12 protein-coding genes and 1 tRNA gene are annotated in these 16,208 nt (G+C 46.2%); 1 reads left to right on the forward strand and 12 read right to left on the reverse strand.

The features are described from left to right. Positions 1–6: 6 nt before the first annotated feature. The 5 genes from EYS05_RS02835 to EYS05_RS02855 form a co-directional block, all read right to left on the reverse strand. Entirely contained in the window at positions 7–1,203 is a 1,197-nt protein-coding gene (locus EYS05_RS02835; RefSeq protein ID WP_138276564.1) for a CDP-glycerol glycerophosphotransferase family protein, read from the reverse strand. A 27-nt stretch (positions 1,204–1,230) separates the two neighbouring features. Next, positions 1,231–2,124, reverse strand: coding sequence for a hypothetical protein (locus tag EYS05_RS02840; RefSeq protein ID WP_138276565.1), 894 nt, complete (start codon positions 2,122–2,124; stop codon positions 1,231–1,233). Between the two features lie 24 nt (positions 2,125–2,148). Continuing rightward, positions 2,149–3,051: an undecaprenyl-diphosphate phosphatase gene (locus tag EYS05_RS02845; RefSeq protein WP_118512958.1), complete on the reverse strand. Its 903-nt coding sequence runs from the start codon at positions 3,049–3,051 to the stop codon at positions 2,149–2,151. A 130-nt stretch (positions 3,052–3,181) separates the two neighbouring features. Continuing rightward, on the reverse strand, positions 3,182–6,397 hold the full coding sequence (gene carB, locus EYS05_RS02850) for a carbamoyl-phosphate synthase large subunit (RefSeq protein WP_138276566.1): 3,216 nt from the start codon (positions 6,395–6,397) through the stop codon (positions 3,182–3,184). Continuing rightward, entirely contained in the window at positions 6,397–7,473 is a 1,077-nt protein-coding gene (locus EYS05_RS02855) for a carbamoyl phosphate synthase small subunit (RefSeq protein ID WP_015527400.1), read from the reverse strand. The genes carB and EYS05_RS02855 overlap by 1 nt, the downstream gene beginning before the upstream one ends. A 238-nt stretch (positions 7,474–7,711) precedes the next feature. Between EYS05_RS02855 and EYS05_RS02860 the strand changes: the two genes are divergently transcribed. Beyond that, positions 7,712–7,795 (forward strand) — tRNA-Leu (locus tag EYS05_RS02860). 117 nt (positions 7,796–7,912) lie between these two features. Here EYS05_RS02860 and EYS05_RS02865 read toward each other — a convergent pair. The 7 genes from EYS05_RS02865 to EYS05_RS02895 form a co-directional block, all read right to left on the reverse strand. Continuing rightward, positions 7,913–8,374 carry a signal peptidase II gene (locus EYS05_RS02865; protein WP_138276567.1) on the reverse strand — a complete coding sequence of 154 codons (462 nt, stop codon included), beginning with the start codon at positions 8,372–8,374 and terminating at the stop codon, positions 7,913–7,915. A gap of 81 nt (positions 8,375–8,455) precedes the next feature. After that, positions 8,456–9,109, reverse strand: a complete 654-nt coding sequence (locus EYS05_RS02870) for a zinc ribbon domain-containing protein (protein WP_138276568.1) — start codon at positions 9,107–9,109, stop codon at positions 8,456–8,458. A 42-nt stretch (positions 9,110–9,151) separates the two neighbouring features. Beyond that, positions 9,152–10,537 (reverse strand): ATP-dependent Clp protease ATP-binding subunit ClpX, encoded by a 1,386-nt coding sequence (gene clpX / locus EYS05_RS02875; RefSeq protein ID WP_022426973.1) that lies wholly within the window; start codon positions 10,535–10,537, stop codon positions 9,152–9,154. 136 nt (positions 10,538–10,673) lie between these two features. After that, a complete protein-coding gene (locus EYS05_RS02880; protein ID WP_138276569.1) occupies positions 10,674–12,257 on the reverse strand; it encodes a S1C family serine protease in 1,584 nt (527 codons plus the stop codon). Between the two features lie 150 nt (positions 12,258–12,407). Further along, positions 12,408–13,337, reverse strand: coding sequence for a glycosyltransferase family 2 protein (locus EYS05_RS02885; RefSeq protein ID WP_138276570.1), 930 nt, complete (start codon positions 13,335–13,337; stop codon positions 12,408–12,410). A gap of 71 nt (positions 13,338–13,408) precedes the next feature. Then, a complete protein-coding gene (locus EYS05_RS02890; protein WP_118625850.1) occupies positions 13,409–14,749 on the reverse strand; it encodes an LCP family protein in 1,341 nt (446 codons plus the stop codon). A gap of 18 nt (positions 14,750–14,767) precedes the next feature. Further along, the gene (locus EYS05_RS02895) at positions 14,768–16,171 is read right to left on the reverse strand and encodes an undecaprenyl-phosphate glucose phosphotransferase (protein WP_022426969.1); all 1,404 of its coding nucleotides are present in this window, start codon (positions 16,169–16,171) and stop codon (positions 14,768–14,770) included. Positions 16,172–16,208 lie beyond the last annotated feature (37 nt).

Consider the following 16,208-nt stretch of genomic DNA (forward strand, 5'->3'; position numbering starts at 1 on the left):
CACCTGTTACATTTCTTTGATCGCTTTGTAATTTCTTTCACAGTTCTTTGTATCCCACAGATCAAAATATTTTCCGTGTCTTTCCAGATAGATTTCTTCATTGGCAAATCCCTGTCCATGCAGACGGATCAGCCAGTCCGTTACTTCCTGTTCCGTTACACATACCGGGCCGAAGCCATCCTTCCGGAAATCAAAATACCCGATCTGATGATGACTTTGCCGGAATTTTTCATTGTCAAACTGGTAGTAGACCAGTGGTTTTTTCATGTAGGCAAAATCCATGGCCACGCTGGAAAAATCAGTCACCAGCACTGCGGACTCTTTAAGGAGTGTCTGCACATCGTACTCAGGCCAGGACGCCACTGTGATATTCGGATGATCCACATGAAAATATTTTAGGAACCGATGCATTTCCCTGTGCGGATAAAAAATGATCTGAAGATCGTTCTCCTCAATATAGCGGATCAGCCTCTCATCCTTGAGAAGTGCATCCCAGTAACGGTAATAATCGGTTTCCATGAATTTCTGTGCTTCCAGCTCGTGATCAGCAGCTGATATCTCATTGCGGATATACATACGCCATGTCGGCATGATCAGGATCTGGTTCTTTTTTATCTTCATATCATGAAGCTGGTCAAAACGGCATAGCCCCAGCTCCTGCACATAGCCTTCCGGATATCCGTACCGGTCATTGACATATTTCCACTCATCATAGGTACTGGTAACAAAAAGGCTCATTTTTGTATGCGGATAGTACAGAAAACTAAGATCTGCCGTGATGATCCCATGCTGCAGGAACGCCCGCTTGTTCCGCAGGATTCCGTAAACCTCCAGCACATAGCAGATGGCTGCGTTTGGTTTTCCCATTTTCTGGGAGCTGATATTTTTTGACGCAGCCAGATAGTAGATCCAGTGGCGGAAGCTTCCATACTGGATCACCTGTCCCAGATTTTTTACCCGGGCATAATCCGGAGATTTTCTGTTGATGGCGTACACTGCATCCTCACTGGTATTTTCTCTCAGATATTTGTACAACCAGAATCCGTTATCCCGGCATTCATTCTCCGTATCACAGAGAAGCCAGAGATCCCTGCGAAAAAGCCTGTAGACCATCGCAATGGGAAATGCCAGGATAAACTTAATAATGTGAAGCAGATCCCCAGGTTTTACTCGTTTCAGTTTTTCAAGAAATGTCTGTTCCATGTTTCCCTCTGTTTACAGGATCCCGGTTTATTCCTCTGACCAGTCTCCGTTATCATCCCAGACAATCTCTCCGTCTCCGCTGTCATCTGTACTGTTGTCAAGAGAATCGTCACCGCTGCCGCTGCTGCTGCTGTCATCTACATAGTCGCCGCTATCATCACTGCTGTCATAGTTTCCATCATCACTGCTGTTGTCGTAGCTTCCGTCATCGCTGCTGTCATAGCTTCCGTCATCACTGTTGTCATAACTTCCATCATCACTGTTGTCATAGCTTCCATCGCTGTTGTCGGAAGAAGTATCTGTGATACCGGAAGAACTATCTGTCAGATCTGAAGCATCTGTGCTGTCTGCGGAATCACTGCTGTCTGCCTCACTGTTGTCAGTTTCCACATTGCCAATAGTGCTCTTCTCACTCTTGTCACTGAGACTTGTATAGGTCAGGTATGCTTCTCCGTTATCGATCATCAGTTTTGCCTTTTCCATATCGCTCAGCTGTACACTGTAGATCTCATAGGCATTTCCGTCTCCGTCTACGATCTTCATATCATAGATGGCATCCCTTGCAGAATCCGGGGTGTAATACATCTGCACCTGCTCCGCATCTTTGATGGTAGCTTCTGCAGGAACAAGATTTTTGCCCCATTCTTCTCCTCCTGCCGCGCGGAGATAGATCTCACGGATCTCTCCCTTCGTGCTGTTGGTAAGATAAACGAATTTTGCGGTACTTGTCTTTACACCGATCAGCTTCGGTGCAGGTGTAGATGTGGGAAGCGGTGTGGATGTAGCCGGTGCAGCCGTAGGTGCGGCTGTAGGAACCGGTGTTGGTGTCACCTCTGCTGTTTCCTTTGATGATTTTCCACATCCGGCCATACCAAGCGCCGTCACTGCTGTCAGTACGATCAAAAGCTTCTTATATTCCATAATGATTACCTCCAAATTGCAGTTTTATGCTAAAAATGTTTTTCCAACGAAGTATCCGAGCACCAGAATACCAAGGATGATCCTGTACCAGCCGAATACTTTAAAATCGTGTTTCTTGATATATCCCATCAGGAATTTGATGGCAAGAATAGATACCACAAAGGATACCACAACACCTACGATCAGGATGATCAGCTCTGTGGAGCTGAAGGCAAAACCGAATTTCACCAGTTTCAGAAGACTTGCTCCGAACATAACCGGAATTGCCAGGAAAAAGGTAAATTCTGCTGCAACCGTACGGGATGTTCCTGCAAGGATACCTCCGATAATGGTAGATCCGGAACGGGATGTTCCCGGAATCACGGAAAGCACCTGGAAGCAGCCGATGATCAGCGCTGTCTTAAAGGAAAGCTCATCCAGTCTGGTGCAGGTTGGTCTGCGGCGTTTGTTGTAGTTCTCGATAACGATAAAAAGCACACCATAAACGATCAGCATGATGGCAACGACCACATAGTTATAAAATTTCTCTTCAATAATGTCATTAAAAGGAAGAGCGATGATGATCGTCGGCAGACATGCTACCAGGATCTTGAACCAGAGGATCCACTTATCCTTATCACAGTATTTTTCCACAAAGGTAAGGACAGTTCTGGGTACTGCCGACTGTTTACGCAGCGCCATCTGTGTTTTTTTCGGGATTTTTCTTATGTAAAAGGGCCACAGCTTGTTCCAGTACAATACAACAACTGCCAGGATCGCGCCAAGCTGGATCACCACCAGGAAAAATTCCATAAATGCCTCGGATACATTCAGTTTGATGAACTCGTCCACAAGGATCATATGTCCGGTACTGCTGATTGGAAGCCACTCGGTGATTCCTTCCACAATACCGAGAAGGATAACCTTCAGTAATTCTATAAAAATCATGTTAACTCCTTTCCAAAAGCAAGATAAGGACAGGGCCGGTATGTGAACGACGGCCCCGTCCTTATCAGTATATTACATATTTGACAATTCGTAAACTTTTAATTTTTTATTTCGCAAAATTTACAATTTTTTATCGATTGTCGATGGTAGCGATATCTACCAGAGTCAGGTGGTTCAGGTCTGTATTCTCAAGACTTGTGACCAGAGCCTCTGCAGTATCGAGGCTTGTAAGCACATTGACACCTGTCTCGATGGCATTACGACGGATCACGAAACCATCTTTCTGATGCTCAACACCCTGTGGCGGTGTGTCGATAACAACATCGATCTTGTGGCCAAGGATCAGGTCCATCAGGTTCGGAGACGGCTGCTCCAACTTATTGGTACGTGTTACCTTGATTCCGTTCTCAGTCAGTATGCTTGCAGTACCTCGTGTTGCAAAGATACGATAGCCCTGAGCCTCGAAACGTTTTGCGATCGGAATGATATCCTTTTTATCCTCATCTTTTACAGTGATGATCATCTGTTTGTGCTTCGGAAGACGGATTCCGGCTCCGATGAAGGCTTTGTAAAGAGCCTCGTTAAAGGTTTTTGCAATACCAAGGCACTCACCTGTGGATTTCATCTCAGGTCCGAGGCTGATATCTGCACCTCTGATCTTCTCAAAGGAGAATACCGGCATCTTGATCGCAAAGTACTCTGCTTCCTTCTGAAGTCCCGGTGTATAGCCCAGCTCTTTGATCTTGCGGCCAAGGATGACTCTTGTTGCAAGAGGAACGATCGGAATTCCGGTTACCTTGCTGATGTACGGTACTGTACGGCTGGAACGCGGGTTAACCTCGATCACATATACATCCTCACCTACAACGATGAACTGGATATTGATCATACCGATAACATGAAGTGCCTGTGCAAGACGACGTGTGTATTCGGTGATGGTCTCTTTTGCTTTCTGGCTGATGGTCTGTGCCGGATATACGGAAATACTGTCTCCGGAGTGGATACCTGCACGCTCGATATGCTCCATGATTCCAGGGATCAGGATGTCCTCACCGTCGCATACTGCATCGACCTCGATTTCTTTACCCATCAGGTACTTATCAACAAGGATCGGATGCTCCTGAGCAATCTGATTGATGATCCCGATGTACTCTTCCACATCCTCATCGCTGACAGCGATACGCATTCCCTGTCCTCCAAGTACATAGGACGGGCGGACAAGTACCGGATAACCCAGCTCATTGGCAGCTTTTTTCGCCTCTTCTGCTGTGAATACGGTATGTCCCTTCGGTCTCGGGATCTCACATTTCTCAAGGATAGCATCAAAGAGCTCTCTGTCCTCTGCAGCATCTACGTTCTCAGCAGATGTTCCGAGGATCTTAACGCCCATCTTGATCAGTGCCTCTGTAAGCTTGATGGCTGTCTGTCCACCGAACTGAACAACGGCTCCGTCCGGTTTCTCGATATTTACAACATTCTCAACATCTTCCGGTGTCAGCGGCTCAAAATACAGCTTATCTGCAATATCGAAGTCTGTACTTACTGTCTCCGGGTTATTGTTGATGATGATCGTCTCATATCCTTCTTTCGCAAATGCCCATGTACAATGTACGGAGCAGAAGTCGAACTCGATACCCTGACCGATACGGATCGGGCCGGAACCAAGTACCAGGATCTTTTTCTTATCTTTTGTTTCTACAGCTTCATTCTCTGTCTGCTCATCGCCATATACAGAATAATAGTATGGTGTCTCTGCCGCAAACTCTGCTGCACAGGTATCAACCATCTTGTATGCTGCACGGATGCCGTACTCTTTACGCAAGTCTTTGATCTCAGCTTCTGCCTTTCCTGTCAGGTCTGCGATGATGTAGTCCGGGAACTCCAGACGTTTTGCTTCAAGAAGAAGGTCTTTGTCCAGCTTCTGAGTCTTCAGAGCCTGCTCCATCTCAACAAGGATAGCCAGCTTATCAATGAACCAGATGTCGATCTTTGTGATATCATGAAGCTTCTCCTGGGAAATATTTCGTCTCAGAGCTTCTGCGATCTTCCAAATACGGCGGTCATCCACAATGTTCAGCTCGTCCATCAGTTCTTCATCAGAAAGATGTGAGAAATCATAGGACATCAGACTGTCTACATGCTGCTCCAGGGAACGGATAGCCTTCATCAAAGCGCCCTCAAAGTTATGGCAGATACTCATAACCTCACCGGTAGCCTTCATCTGTGTAGTCAGTGTACGTTTTGCTGTGATGAATTTATCAAATGGCAGACGCGGAATCTTAACGACACAGTAATCCAGCATCGGCTCGAAGCTTGCGTATGTTTTGCCTGTGATGGCGTTCGGGATCTCATCCAGTGTGTAGCCCAGTGCGATCTTGGCTGCAACCTTGGCGATCGGATAACCGGTAGCCTTACTTGCAAGTGCGGAGGAACGGCTTACACGAGGGTTAACCTCGATAACGCAGTATTCAAAGCTCTCCGGATGAAGAGCGTACTGTACGTTACATCCACCTGTGATGCCAAGCTCTGTAATAATGTTAAGAGCAGATGTACGGAGCATCTGGTACTCTTTATCTCCTAAGGTCTGGGAAGGAGCAACTACGATGGAGTCACCGGTATGGACACCAACCGGGTCAATGTTCTCCATGTTGCAGACTGTGATGCAGTTTCCTGCGCTGTCTCGCATTACCTCGTACTCGATCTCTTTCCATCCGGCGATACATCTCTCTACAAGAACCTCGCCTACACGGGAAAGACGGAGACCATTCTCAAGGATCTCACGAAGCTCCGGCTCATTATGCGCGATACCGCCGCCGCTTCCGCCAAGTGTATATGCAGGACGGAGAACAACCGGATAACCGATAGTCTGAGTAAACGCAACACCGTCTTCTACAGTTGTTACGACCTTGGATGCTGCAACCGGCTCGCCGATCTTTTCCATTGTATCCTTAAATTCCTGACGGTCCTCAGCTTTACGGATCGTTGCTGCCGTGGTACCGATGAGACGTACATTGTGCTCTTTCAGGAATCCTTTCTCCTCAAGCTCCATGGCAAGGTTCAAACCAGCCTGGCCGCCCAGTGTAGGAAGTACACTGTCCGGTTTCTCTTTGAGGATCAGCTGCTCTACGACTTCAACAGTCAGAGGCTCGATATAAACTCTGTCTGCAATGTCTTTATCTGTCATGATGGTAGCAGGATTGGAGTTTAAAAGTACAACCTCCATGCCCTCTTCCTTCAGGGAGCGGCATGCCTGGGTTCCTGCATAGTCAAACTCTGCTGCCTGGCCGATTATGATCGGACCTGAGCCGATTACAAGTACTTTTTTTATGTCCTTATTCCTTGGCATTATTTCTCTCCTCCCATCATCTTCATGAATCTGTCAAAAAGGTAACTGGAATCCTGTGGTCCCGGGCATGCTTCCGGATGGAACTGTACAGTAAAGATATTCTTTCCATTGTATGCCATACCCTCGTTTGTTCCGTCGTTGACGTTTACAAATGCAGGATGTGCAATATTTTTCTCCTCAAGGCCCTCTGCGTCTACAACGTAGCCATGGTTCTGGGAGGAAATATAAACTCTTCCTGTCTCAAGGTCTTTAACCGGATGATTTCCGCCTCTGTGACCGTATTTCATCTTATGGGTATCTCCGCCCGTTGCAAGAGCCATAAGCTGATGTCCAAGGCAGATTGCAAAGATCGGCACATCGGAGTCATAGAGTTTTTTGATTTCTTTAATAATAGAAGTACATTCCTTCGGATCTCCAGGGCCGTTGCTGAGCATGATGCCGTCCGGATTGTCTCCAAGGATCTCTTCTGCGGATGTCAGAGCCGGATAAATAGTAACCTGGCATCCTCTTTCATTCAGTGAGCGTGCAATGTTTTTCTTGGCGCCCAGATCAAGAAGGGCAACCTTCGGTCCGTTCCCCTTAAGCACTTCCTTTTCGCGGCAGGAAACCTTCTCTACCACTTTTCCTGTTGTATATGCTTTTAATCTGGGGATGATTGTATCCAGGTCATAGTTCTCATCAACTGTGATCATTCCGTTCATGGTTCCCTTCTCACGAAGGATCTTAGTCAATGCTCTGGTATCAATTCCTGCGATTCCCGGAATGTCGTTTTTGCTCAGAAAATGCTGAATGGTGTCTACGCTTCTGAAGTTGCTGGGAACTCGTGATAATTCGCGTACGATAAATCCGTCAATCCACGGCTTCCTTGATTCCTGGTCATCATAACAGATTCCGTAGTTTCCGATCAGCGGATATGTCATACACACCGCCTGTCCTGCGTAAGAAGGATCTGTCATTACTTCCAGATAACCGGTCATGGAAGTGTTAAAGACAATTTCACTGATGACTTCCCTTGCAGAACCAATGCTGGTTCCTGTAAATACATGGCCATCTTCCAATATCAGAAATGCTTTCATACAATCTCCCTTTCTTTGTTCTCTTATTTTATCCTAAATCTTCAAGATTGTATCACAGGAATCGTCATTTTTCAACACCATATGCAAAAAAAATGTATAAAACTAACTCAAAATATTTTTTTTGAATTTTTTTAATTTTTTTGAATTTTTCTATTGACATTATCCAATTCCTGAGTTATTATAAGTGAGCAGTCGACAAGCGGAGCAAAACATAGCGAAGTAAGCCGGTTGAAAAAATGCAGGAATGGCGGAATTGGCAGACGCGCAGGCTTCAGGTGCCTGTGGTCGCAAGATCGTGTGGGTTCAAGTCCCATTTCCTGCATTCTTTTTTATTTTATCCAAAATCAAAAAAACAGAAGCGCCCAACACCGGCACTTCTGTTTTTTTATTTATTTTTCGTAACTGTCCAGTACCCTCACAGTTACCTTCTGAATAGTTACTATTTTTCTTTTTCAGAAAAGATCTCTCTCCCGCCCCAGAGAAGCGCACCTGCAAATATGAAAAGATCCGAAACATTAAATACGACCTTCTTAAGCTTCGGGTTTTCCACATTCAGGCTCACATAATCCGTGACGTATCCCTTTCTGCGCCGTTCCGTATAATTATTCAGACCGCCGCCCAGGATCATTGAAAGCCCAAGCTTGGATATGCGTGTGCCTTTTTCTCCGGAAGTACGTATGTACTCCCAGATTGCACCGCCCAGCACCATAGATGCAAGATTTCTCAGAAGTTCTTTATCTATGTTTTTTAATATCCCAAGCATCATCCCGTGATTATGGCAGTTTCTTACGATCAGCCTGCCTCCCAGACACTTTTGATTTTTCTTCTCCGATGTGTTGATTTTCTTCTTTATATAATAGTCTGTACCAAAGATTCCCGCCGTCAGTAAATTCCACAACATTATTCCCCCTCCTTATTTCTGTGGTCTGCATAATACTCAGGCAGGCTCCCGCCGGGGAAAGCCTGCCTTATATGCTCATGGTTATTCTGTTTTTTCTTCTGTTGTTTCTGTATTTTCCGGATCAGCCGCAGGCTCCTCTGTTTCTGCAGATTCCACTTCCGATTCCGGATCCGATCCTGATGCTTCTGTTTCTGATGCTTCTGCGGTTTCTGCTGTTTCCACTACTTCTGCAGCTTCTTCTGCAGCTTCTTCTGCTTCCGGCTCTTCTGCTGTCTCCGATACTTCTGTCACCTCTGCCTCAGCAGCCTCTCTCAGTTCCTCATCTGCCTGCTCGATCACATCGGCCGCTTTCTCTTCCAGCTCCGCTGTAGGACACGCCGCTCCGCAATACGGACAGAAGCTGGCCTCCCGCATCACCGCCTTATGGCAGGCCGGGCAAAACTTCTCCCCTTTGCTGGCAGCGATCGCATCTCTGTAGTGATCTGCCTCCAGCATATGCTGGCTGATCTCCTCGCAGATAGCTCCCGTCTCACCGTCAACGGCTTCTCCCTGCTCATAACGTGTATAGATCATCTTTCCGATATCCATCATCAGCTTTTCGGTCATACGCTCCTGTGCAGAGAGCTTGTTACGGATCTTCTGGATCTCATAGAGATTCTCTGCCCTGGAACTTAAGCCCTTTGCCTTTCTTGTCAGTGTGTTTCCCAGATCATCCCAAAAACTGCTTTTTTCCATGTCTGTCACGCTCCTTTATATATTAAAGAATCTTCTTGTTTCTTATCCTTCCAGTGCCGGGATCTCCTGGCCACGCATAAGGATCTTCGGACCTCCGTTGCCCTGAATGTATCCCTCTGTGATCACAACCTCACCGATATTGTCGTCCTTGGGGATCTCATACATGATATCCAGCATATACTCCTCCAGGATAGCCCGGAGAGCTCTGGCTCCTGTATGGCGTTCCAATGCCTTACGGGCAATGGCATGTAAGGCGCCGTCCTCAAACTCCAGTTTTACTTCATCCAGTGCCAGAAGCTTCTTGTACTGTTTCAGAATGGCGTTCTTCGGCTCCTTGAGGATCTTCACAAGCATATCTTCCGTCAGCCCGTTCAGGGTAAAGATGATCGGAAGACGACCGATAAATTCCGGAATCATTCCAAATGCGCGGAGATCATCTACAGTTACTTTCTCCAGCACATGCGGATCATCATCATATTTGTCCTTCAGATCTGCATAAAATCCAATAGATGCCTGTTTATTCAGTCTTTCTTTGATGATATTCTCAAGATCCGGGAACGCACCGCCACAGATAAACAGAATGTTCCTTGTATTTACGGTCACCATAGGTACCATGGCATTCTTGCTGGTAGCACCTACCGGAACTTCCACTTCACTTCCCTCCAGAAGTTTCAGAAGTCCCTGCTGGACAGCCTCTCCGCTGACATCTCTCTGGTTGGTATTCTTCTTCTTTGCGATCTTATCGATCTCATCGATGAAAATGATCCCGTGTTCTGCCTTCTCCACATCATTATCCGCAGCTGCAAGCAGCTTGGATACTACGCTCTCGATATCATCACCGATATAACCGGCCTCTGTAAGAGATGTGGCATCTGCAATGGCAAGCGGTACCTGAAGAAGTCTGGCAAGCATCTTTACCAGATAAGTCTTACCGCAGCCTGTAGGTCCGATCATCAGCATGTTGGATTTCTCGATCTCAATATCGTCCATGGTATCTGTAGCAACCCTCTTATAATGGTTATATACACCTACAGACATTACCTTCTTGGCATATTCCTGTCCGATCACATATTCATCCAGGGTTGCCTTGATCTTATGTGGTGCAGGAATATCTTTGAGATCGATCACCGGCTTCGGAGTCTCTGATTTTTTCTTGATCTTCTTCGCCTGGTTTCCGGGATTCTGGAAACTACTGAGATCGATCATGCTCACATTCGGCATGTTAAAAAGATCGGAATAATTTCCATTATTCATCTGGGTATTCATAGTATCAAAGCTTTTCTGCATGCAATCCGCACAGATATGTATATGATTGGGAAGGTCGATCATCTTCCCTGCCTGACTCTCCGGTCTGCGGCATAAAAAACAGAATTTCTCGTATTTCTGCTCCTGGTCATTGTCTTTATTATTATCAAACTGATCTGCCATAACATTTCCTTTCTGGTTTTTATTATGCATATTATAGCACATAATCCCGCTGTATCAAATTAAGTTTTTATAAACCGGGGAGCTGCATAAGAACATGCAGCTCCCCGGTTTATAAATGATCATCCTATATTTTCTTTTATTCATCAGAAGATGGTTTGCTTCCGAGAGTCACTTCAATCGTCTGTTCCTTGTACTCTCCACTGTTCGCCCTGGAGATCACCACTTCGATGTTTTCTCCTGCCTCATAATACTGCAGCTTATCAACAAGGTCATCCTTGCCGCTTACCTTCTGTCCATCCAGCTTCACAATGATATCGCCTTTTTTGATCCCGGCATTATCTGCTGCGCCGCCTTCCGTTACCTCAGTAATAAAAGCACCTGCCGGCATATTATACATCTGGATGGCTTCTGTTGTAAGATCGGCAGCCTTGACTCCCATATATCCTACCTTCGAAGAATCTTCTATCTTATCCCTGGTTTCACGGTTCATCAGTTCTTCCAGGATTGGCTCTGCCTTGGAGATCGGAATAGCATATCCCATGCCCTCCACCTGACTGTCTGCATACTTGGCCGCATTGATACCGATCACTTCACCGTTCATGTTCAGAAGTGCACCGCCACTGTTTCCAGGATTGATGGCTGCATCAGTCTGGATCAGTCCGCTGGCTTCTCCGTCCTCTGTACTGATGCTTCTGTTAAGGGCACTTACCCATCCGGAGGTAACTGACTGGCCATAGCCAAGTGCATTGCCAATGGCAACCACCTGCTCACCGACTACAAGATCGTCCGAGCTTCCCAGCTGCGCGATCTTGATCTCCTCCATGGTCTCATCCGGAATATCGGATTTCTCCACTGCCACTACTGCCAGGTCATTCTCTTCATCGGTGCCTTTGATCTTGGCAGAAACTGCGTTATCCACGTCCACATCTCCATCGGAACCGAATCCGGTGCTGCCACTGCTTGCCATGGCCTGGGTTTCTTCTTCCGCTCCTACTACATCGCTGCCTGCAAAGCACACAGTAAGTGTAGTCGCTCCGGAAACTACATGGTTGTTAGTCGCAATGAGAAGCTCGCTGTCATTTTCTCCTACAATAATACCGGAGCCACTTCCTGCACTCTGATACTGCCTCGTTCCATATCCGAAAAAGCTTGGGATCTCCTGTACACTGACGGATGTAATGGCAACGATAGAAGACATGGTCGCCTGAGCTACACCAGCCACTGTACCACTCTCTGCCACAATATCCTTCACAGTGGAATCTGCAGAGCTGCTGCCAGTACTGTCCTCTGTTCCGGTAACCGTTTCTGTTTTCCCGATCGTTGTACTGCTGTCATTCCCTCTGTATTTATCTGCTGCAATGTTCACACCCTGAAAAACTGCTCCGGCCACCAGCCCAAAGATCACAGCCAGTGCCACCGCAGTGGCTGCTTTCTTTCCAAAGCTGTTGCTTCCTGAAAAATCCCTCTTTTTCCGCGGCTTTTTGGGCGGTATATTTCCACCGGCATAATTACCGGCCTGAGGCTGATGCACCTCATAATGTCCGTATTTCGTTTTCTCCTGCGAAACACCTTCACTCTGTCCGGCATCCGCATCACTGTTCTGTCCGCTCTCCTGCATCCTGCGTCCCTCAGAATAAGGATGCGTCAGCGGTTTCTGTTCTGCCGAAACATTCTCATCATCATCCGGCAAGCCTGTCCCCCATTTATTCTCTTCACTCATACCTCTGGTGCTCCCTTCTATGTTATCTGATGCATTTATCTGTTACTGTTCACTCCGTTCTCAGTAACATTTATTTTTCTTATAAAAGACAGTTTAACAGGGAATTGTGTTTAAACTGTGATATCTCTTTTAAAAAACCGTGACCTGCTCTTATTTGTTCTTTTTCCAATATTCCGGATTCATGGTGCAGGATCGGATCATTTTTTCAGGGAGCTTTTTGTATCGTTTTCCGAGAAAATATCCGGCGTATTTGGAAGTACTCTGCAAAAACAGTCCGGGAATCAGCCATACGTGGCCTGTTTTCAGAAGATATGCCATACTTTTTTTTACCAGTCGGATGCCCTCACCTTCGGAAGGCACTCCTTCAAAAACCTCCGGATGCTCCGCCTGGGAAACTCCCAGATCAAAATTCCTGTGGAACTGCTGCATACAGCTGTAATTGTGAGAATGATACACCCGTGCCTCTGATACATAGGCAACTCCATAGCCTTTTTTTACCATCCAGCCTGCATAGATCATATCTTCATTAAAAATAGCATGCTCCGGAAATCCACCAATCTCATCATAGATCCTGTGATCATAAGCAGCACAGACGTTGGAGCAGAAATATGTTTTAATTCCGTGGGTCTGTACATCTTTTTCCGTTTTCAGGCAGGACTGTTCCGGATAATTAAAGGAACGGGTATATTTTTCCAGAAATCTGCAGTCCTTTTTTGGAAGCTGGCGAGCGTAAGCGGCTCCTGCCTGTGGATTCTCTGCAAGGGCTCCTACCAGTGCTCCGATCAGTTCCCTGTCTGCCGGCATTGCATCCTGTGTCATAAATACAAGGATCTCCGCATCCGAAAGCTCCGCCGCCTGCCTTCTGGTACCACCATGGTCAAATTCTTCTTTTGTAAGATGCCGGACTTCCACAAGCGGATATTTCTGTTCCCAGATCTCTTTCCAGAATTTCTTTTCCGTATTCATGACAAGGATCTTGTTGATAGGATATGTCTGTGCGCTGAGTCTTTCCAGCAGTTTTTCAAATTCTTCTCCCGGATGATATGCCGGGATGATCACGTCTGTTTTTAATGTTTTCATATTTGTCTCCTGTCCAGAAAGGACCACCCGTTACTGGATGGTCCCTTCTGCTGGTTGATCATTTTGATATTTTATTCATTCTCCGAATAATCTTCTCCGTCGGTATAATCGCTGTAATCCGTATCATAATCGCCGGTATCCGTATCGGAATTGTCTCCGGAATAGTCCGTATCTGTGCTGTAATCGTCTCCGGAGTAATCGGCATCATAATCTGTGTCTGCGCTGTAATCAGCATCGCCACTTGTGTCCGTACTGCTGTAATCTGTGGATGTATCTCCCTGCCACGTGTACGAATCATCCGTTGTGTCATTTGGTGTATCTGTCACCGCAGGTGCAGTGTCCTGCACATCACCTCCGCCTGCGATATTTGTAATCTGGGCACTTCTGTTGAGCACGTCCTGCGTCGGAGTGTAACTGGCGTCTCCATACAGGAACTGATGTATCTTCAGAACATTGGATTCCAGTGTGGTAGGTACGATAACACTGCCCTTTACCTGGGCAAATTTGTAATCATTCGGGAAACCTGTAGTCTCATCAATGCTGTAACCGATCATAGCCGGGATCATCTTCAGGATCTCTGTCTTGGAAACGGAAGTTTTGACCATCGGGAAAACCTGATCCATAATATCAAAGATAGTAGAAAGACCTGCCTTTTTTGCCTTGTCCACGATCATCTGGATCACTCGTCTCTGTCTCTCGGTACGCCCCATATCAAGACTTGCAGTATAACGGATACGGCAGTAGGAGGTAGCCTGCACGCCATTAAGATGATAGGTATCTACGATCGCTTCCTCATCCTCCGGCTTCGGATCCGGCAGTTCAACCGGTGTGTAGCTCTTTCCGGTTTCCTCTGATGTCTCCACACAGTAATTGTTCATATGAACGATTTCCGCATAGGAAAGAGGGATGTCCAGCCCTCCCAGGCAGTCTACCACAGTTACCAGTGCATCAAAATCAATAGCAACATAATCGGTGATATTCAGATCCAGATTGGTATTCAGCATGGAAACCGCATTGGTCGGTCCGCCAAGTGCATATGCCGAATTGGCTTTGGAATAGGTATCATCCTTTACATTGAGAAGGGTATCTCTATAGACAGACACAAGTTTGACTGCCTTCGTATCATTGTTGATACTCGCAATGATGATGGTATCACTGTTCTCTGTGTTCAGCTTCTCGTTCTTGCTTCTGTGGTCCAGTCCGAACAGTGCATAGGTGGTATATCCCGTCATCTGCGGTGCCTGATCATTAGTTACAATATCCTGGTCTGCAAGATCTGTTTCCTGGATGTCGATCTTATCCAGTTTGGCTGAGATCTGACCATAAACGAACAGACCTCCGATAAACAGGAGCAGTACAACGATTTCCAGGATAAATAAAATCTTCTTGCTTTTTTTCCGAGGTTTTGACATCTTTTCCTTTTCCCCTTTTTAGTATGCGTTCTTATTAATAAATCCTTTGAATATGGTAAGAAACATGATCTTTATATCAAATCCCACAGACCAGTTTTCGATATAATACAGATCACACTCTATCCTTTTTCTGATAGAAGTATCTCCACGATAGCCATTTACCTGCGCCCACCCGGTAAGACCCGGCCGCACCTGATGCTTGACCATATAACGTGGTATCTCCTCCCTAAACTTTTCTACAAAAAACGGCCGCTCCGGTCTTGGTCCCACAAGACTCATCTCACCCTTCAGAATGTTAAAAAGCTGTGGAAGCTCATCCAGACTGGTATGACGCATAAATTTACCGATTCCGGTAACTCTTGGATCATTCTTTACTGTCCACGCCTTTTTTTCTTCTGATTCTTTCTGGATCTCCATGGAACGGAATTTATACATCCGGAAAGTCTGATTGTGAAGCCCGACACGTTCCTGCTTATAGATCAGCGGTCCCGGCGAGGTCAGCTTGATCAGCATACACAGCACCAGCATCACCGGGGAGGACACAATGATCGCAACGATCGCGCCTGCAATATCCATAGATCTCTTGATCAGTGCATTAAACGTGTTGCTCAGGGGCACATACCGGATATTGATCACCGGAAGCCCGAGAATATCTTCTGTATATGGTTTGGTCGGAATAATATTATTATAGTCCGGAATAAATTTTGTGTGCACGCCGGATTTTTCACAGAGTGCAACGATCTCTTCCAGACGATAATACTCACTTAAGCCCAGGGTAATGGCTATCTCATCCAGACGACTGGATGGAAGGATGATCATCAGATTGGCGATTCGACCGATCACCTTAACGCCTTTATAAGTAGTGCCTGCCGGCACATTGTCATCCAGTATGCCCCTGATCACGTATCCCCATTGCGGATTCTGCAGGATCCTGTCTACATATTCCTCGGCAGCACGGCTGTATCCTACCAGCAGCACCTGTTTCTGGTTCATTCCTTTTTTGCGCATATCCCGGAGAATGTAAAATATGACCATACGCACAAACCATTCCAGGACGATATTGATCACACAGAAAGAAACCAGAGTAAGACGGGAATAGTCCAACTCTTTAAAATTGTAAAGTGCAAACATGATGATAAGGAGCCCTAACGCATTTGCCTTCACAATTCCGGCAAGTACGAGACGACGCCCCTGCATTCGCATCGGTGTATAAAGATCAAAGGCCTGATAAAGAAGTAAATATCCCGGAATAATGAATATCAGCATAAACATATATTCCTGGACGGTCTTGGACTGGACCGCCGAATGCTCAAAAATTCCCTGAAAACGGATCAGCCAGGCCAGGGCATAGGAGGCCGCGATCACAAATACATCGATCAGCATATGGAGACGACTGAAATTTTTCTGGTTATCTTTAATCAATTTCCGCCACCTCATTTAAGTTCATTGCTTTTATCTT

The sequence above is a fragment of the Blautia sp. SC05B48 genome (assembly GCF_005848555.1).
GTDB lineage: Bacteria > Bacillota > Clostridia > Lachnospirales > Lachnospiraceae > Blautia_A.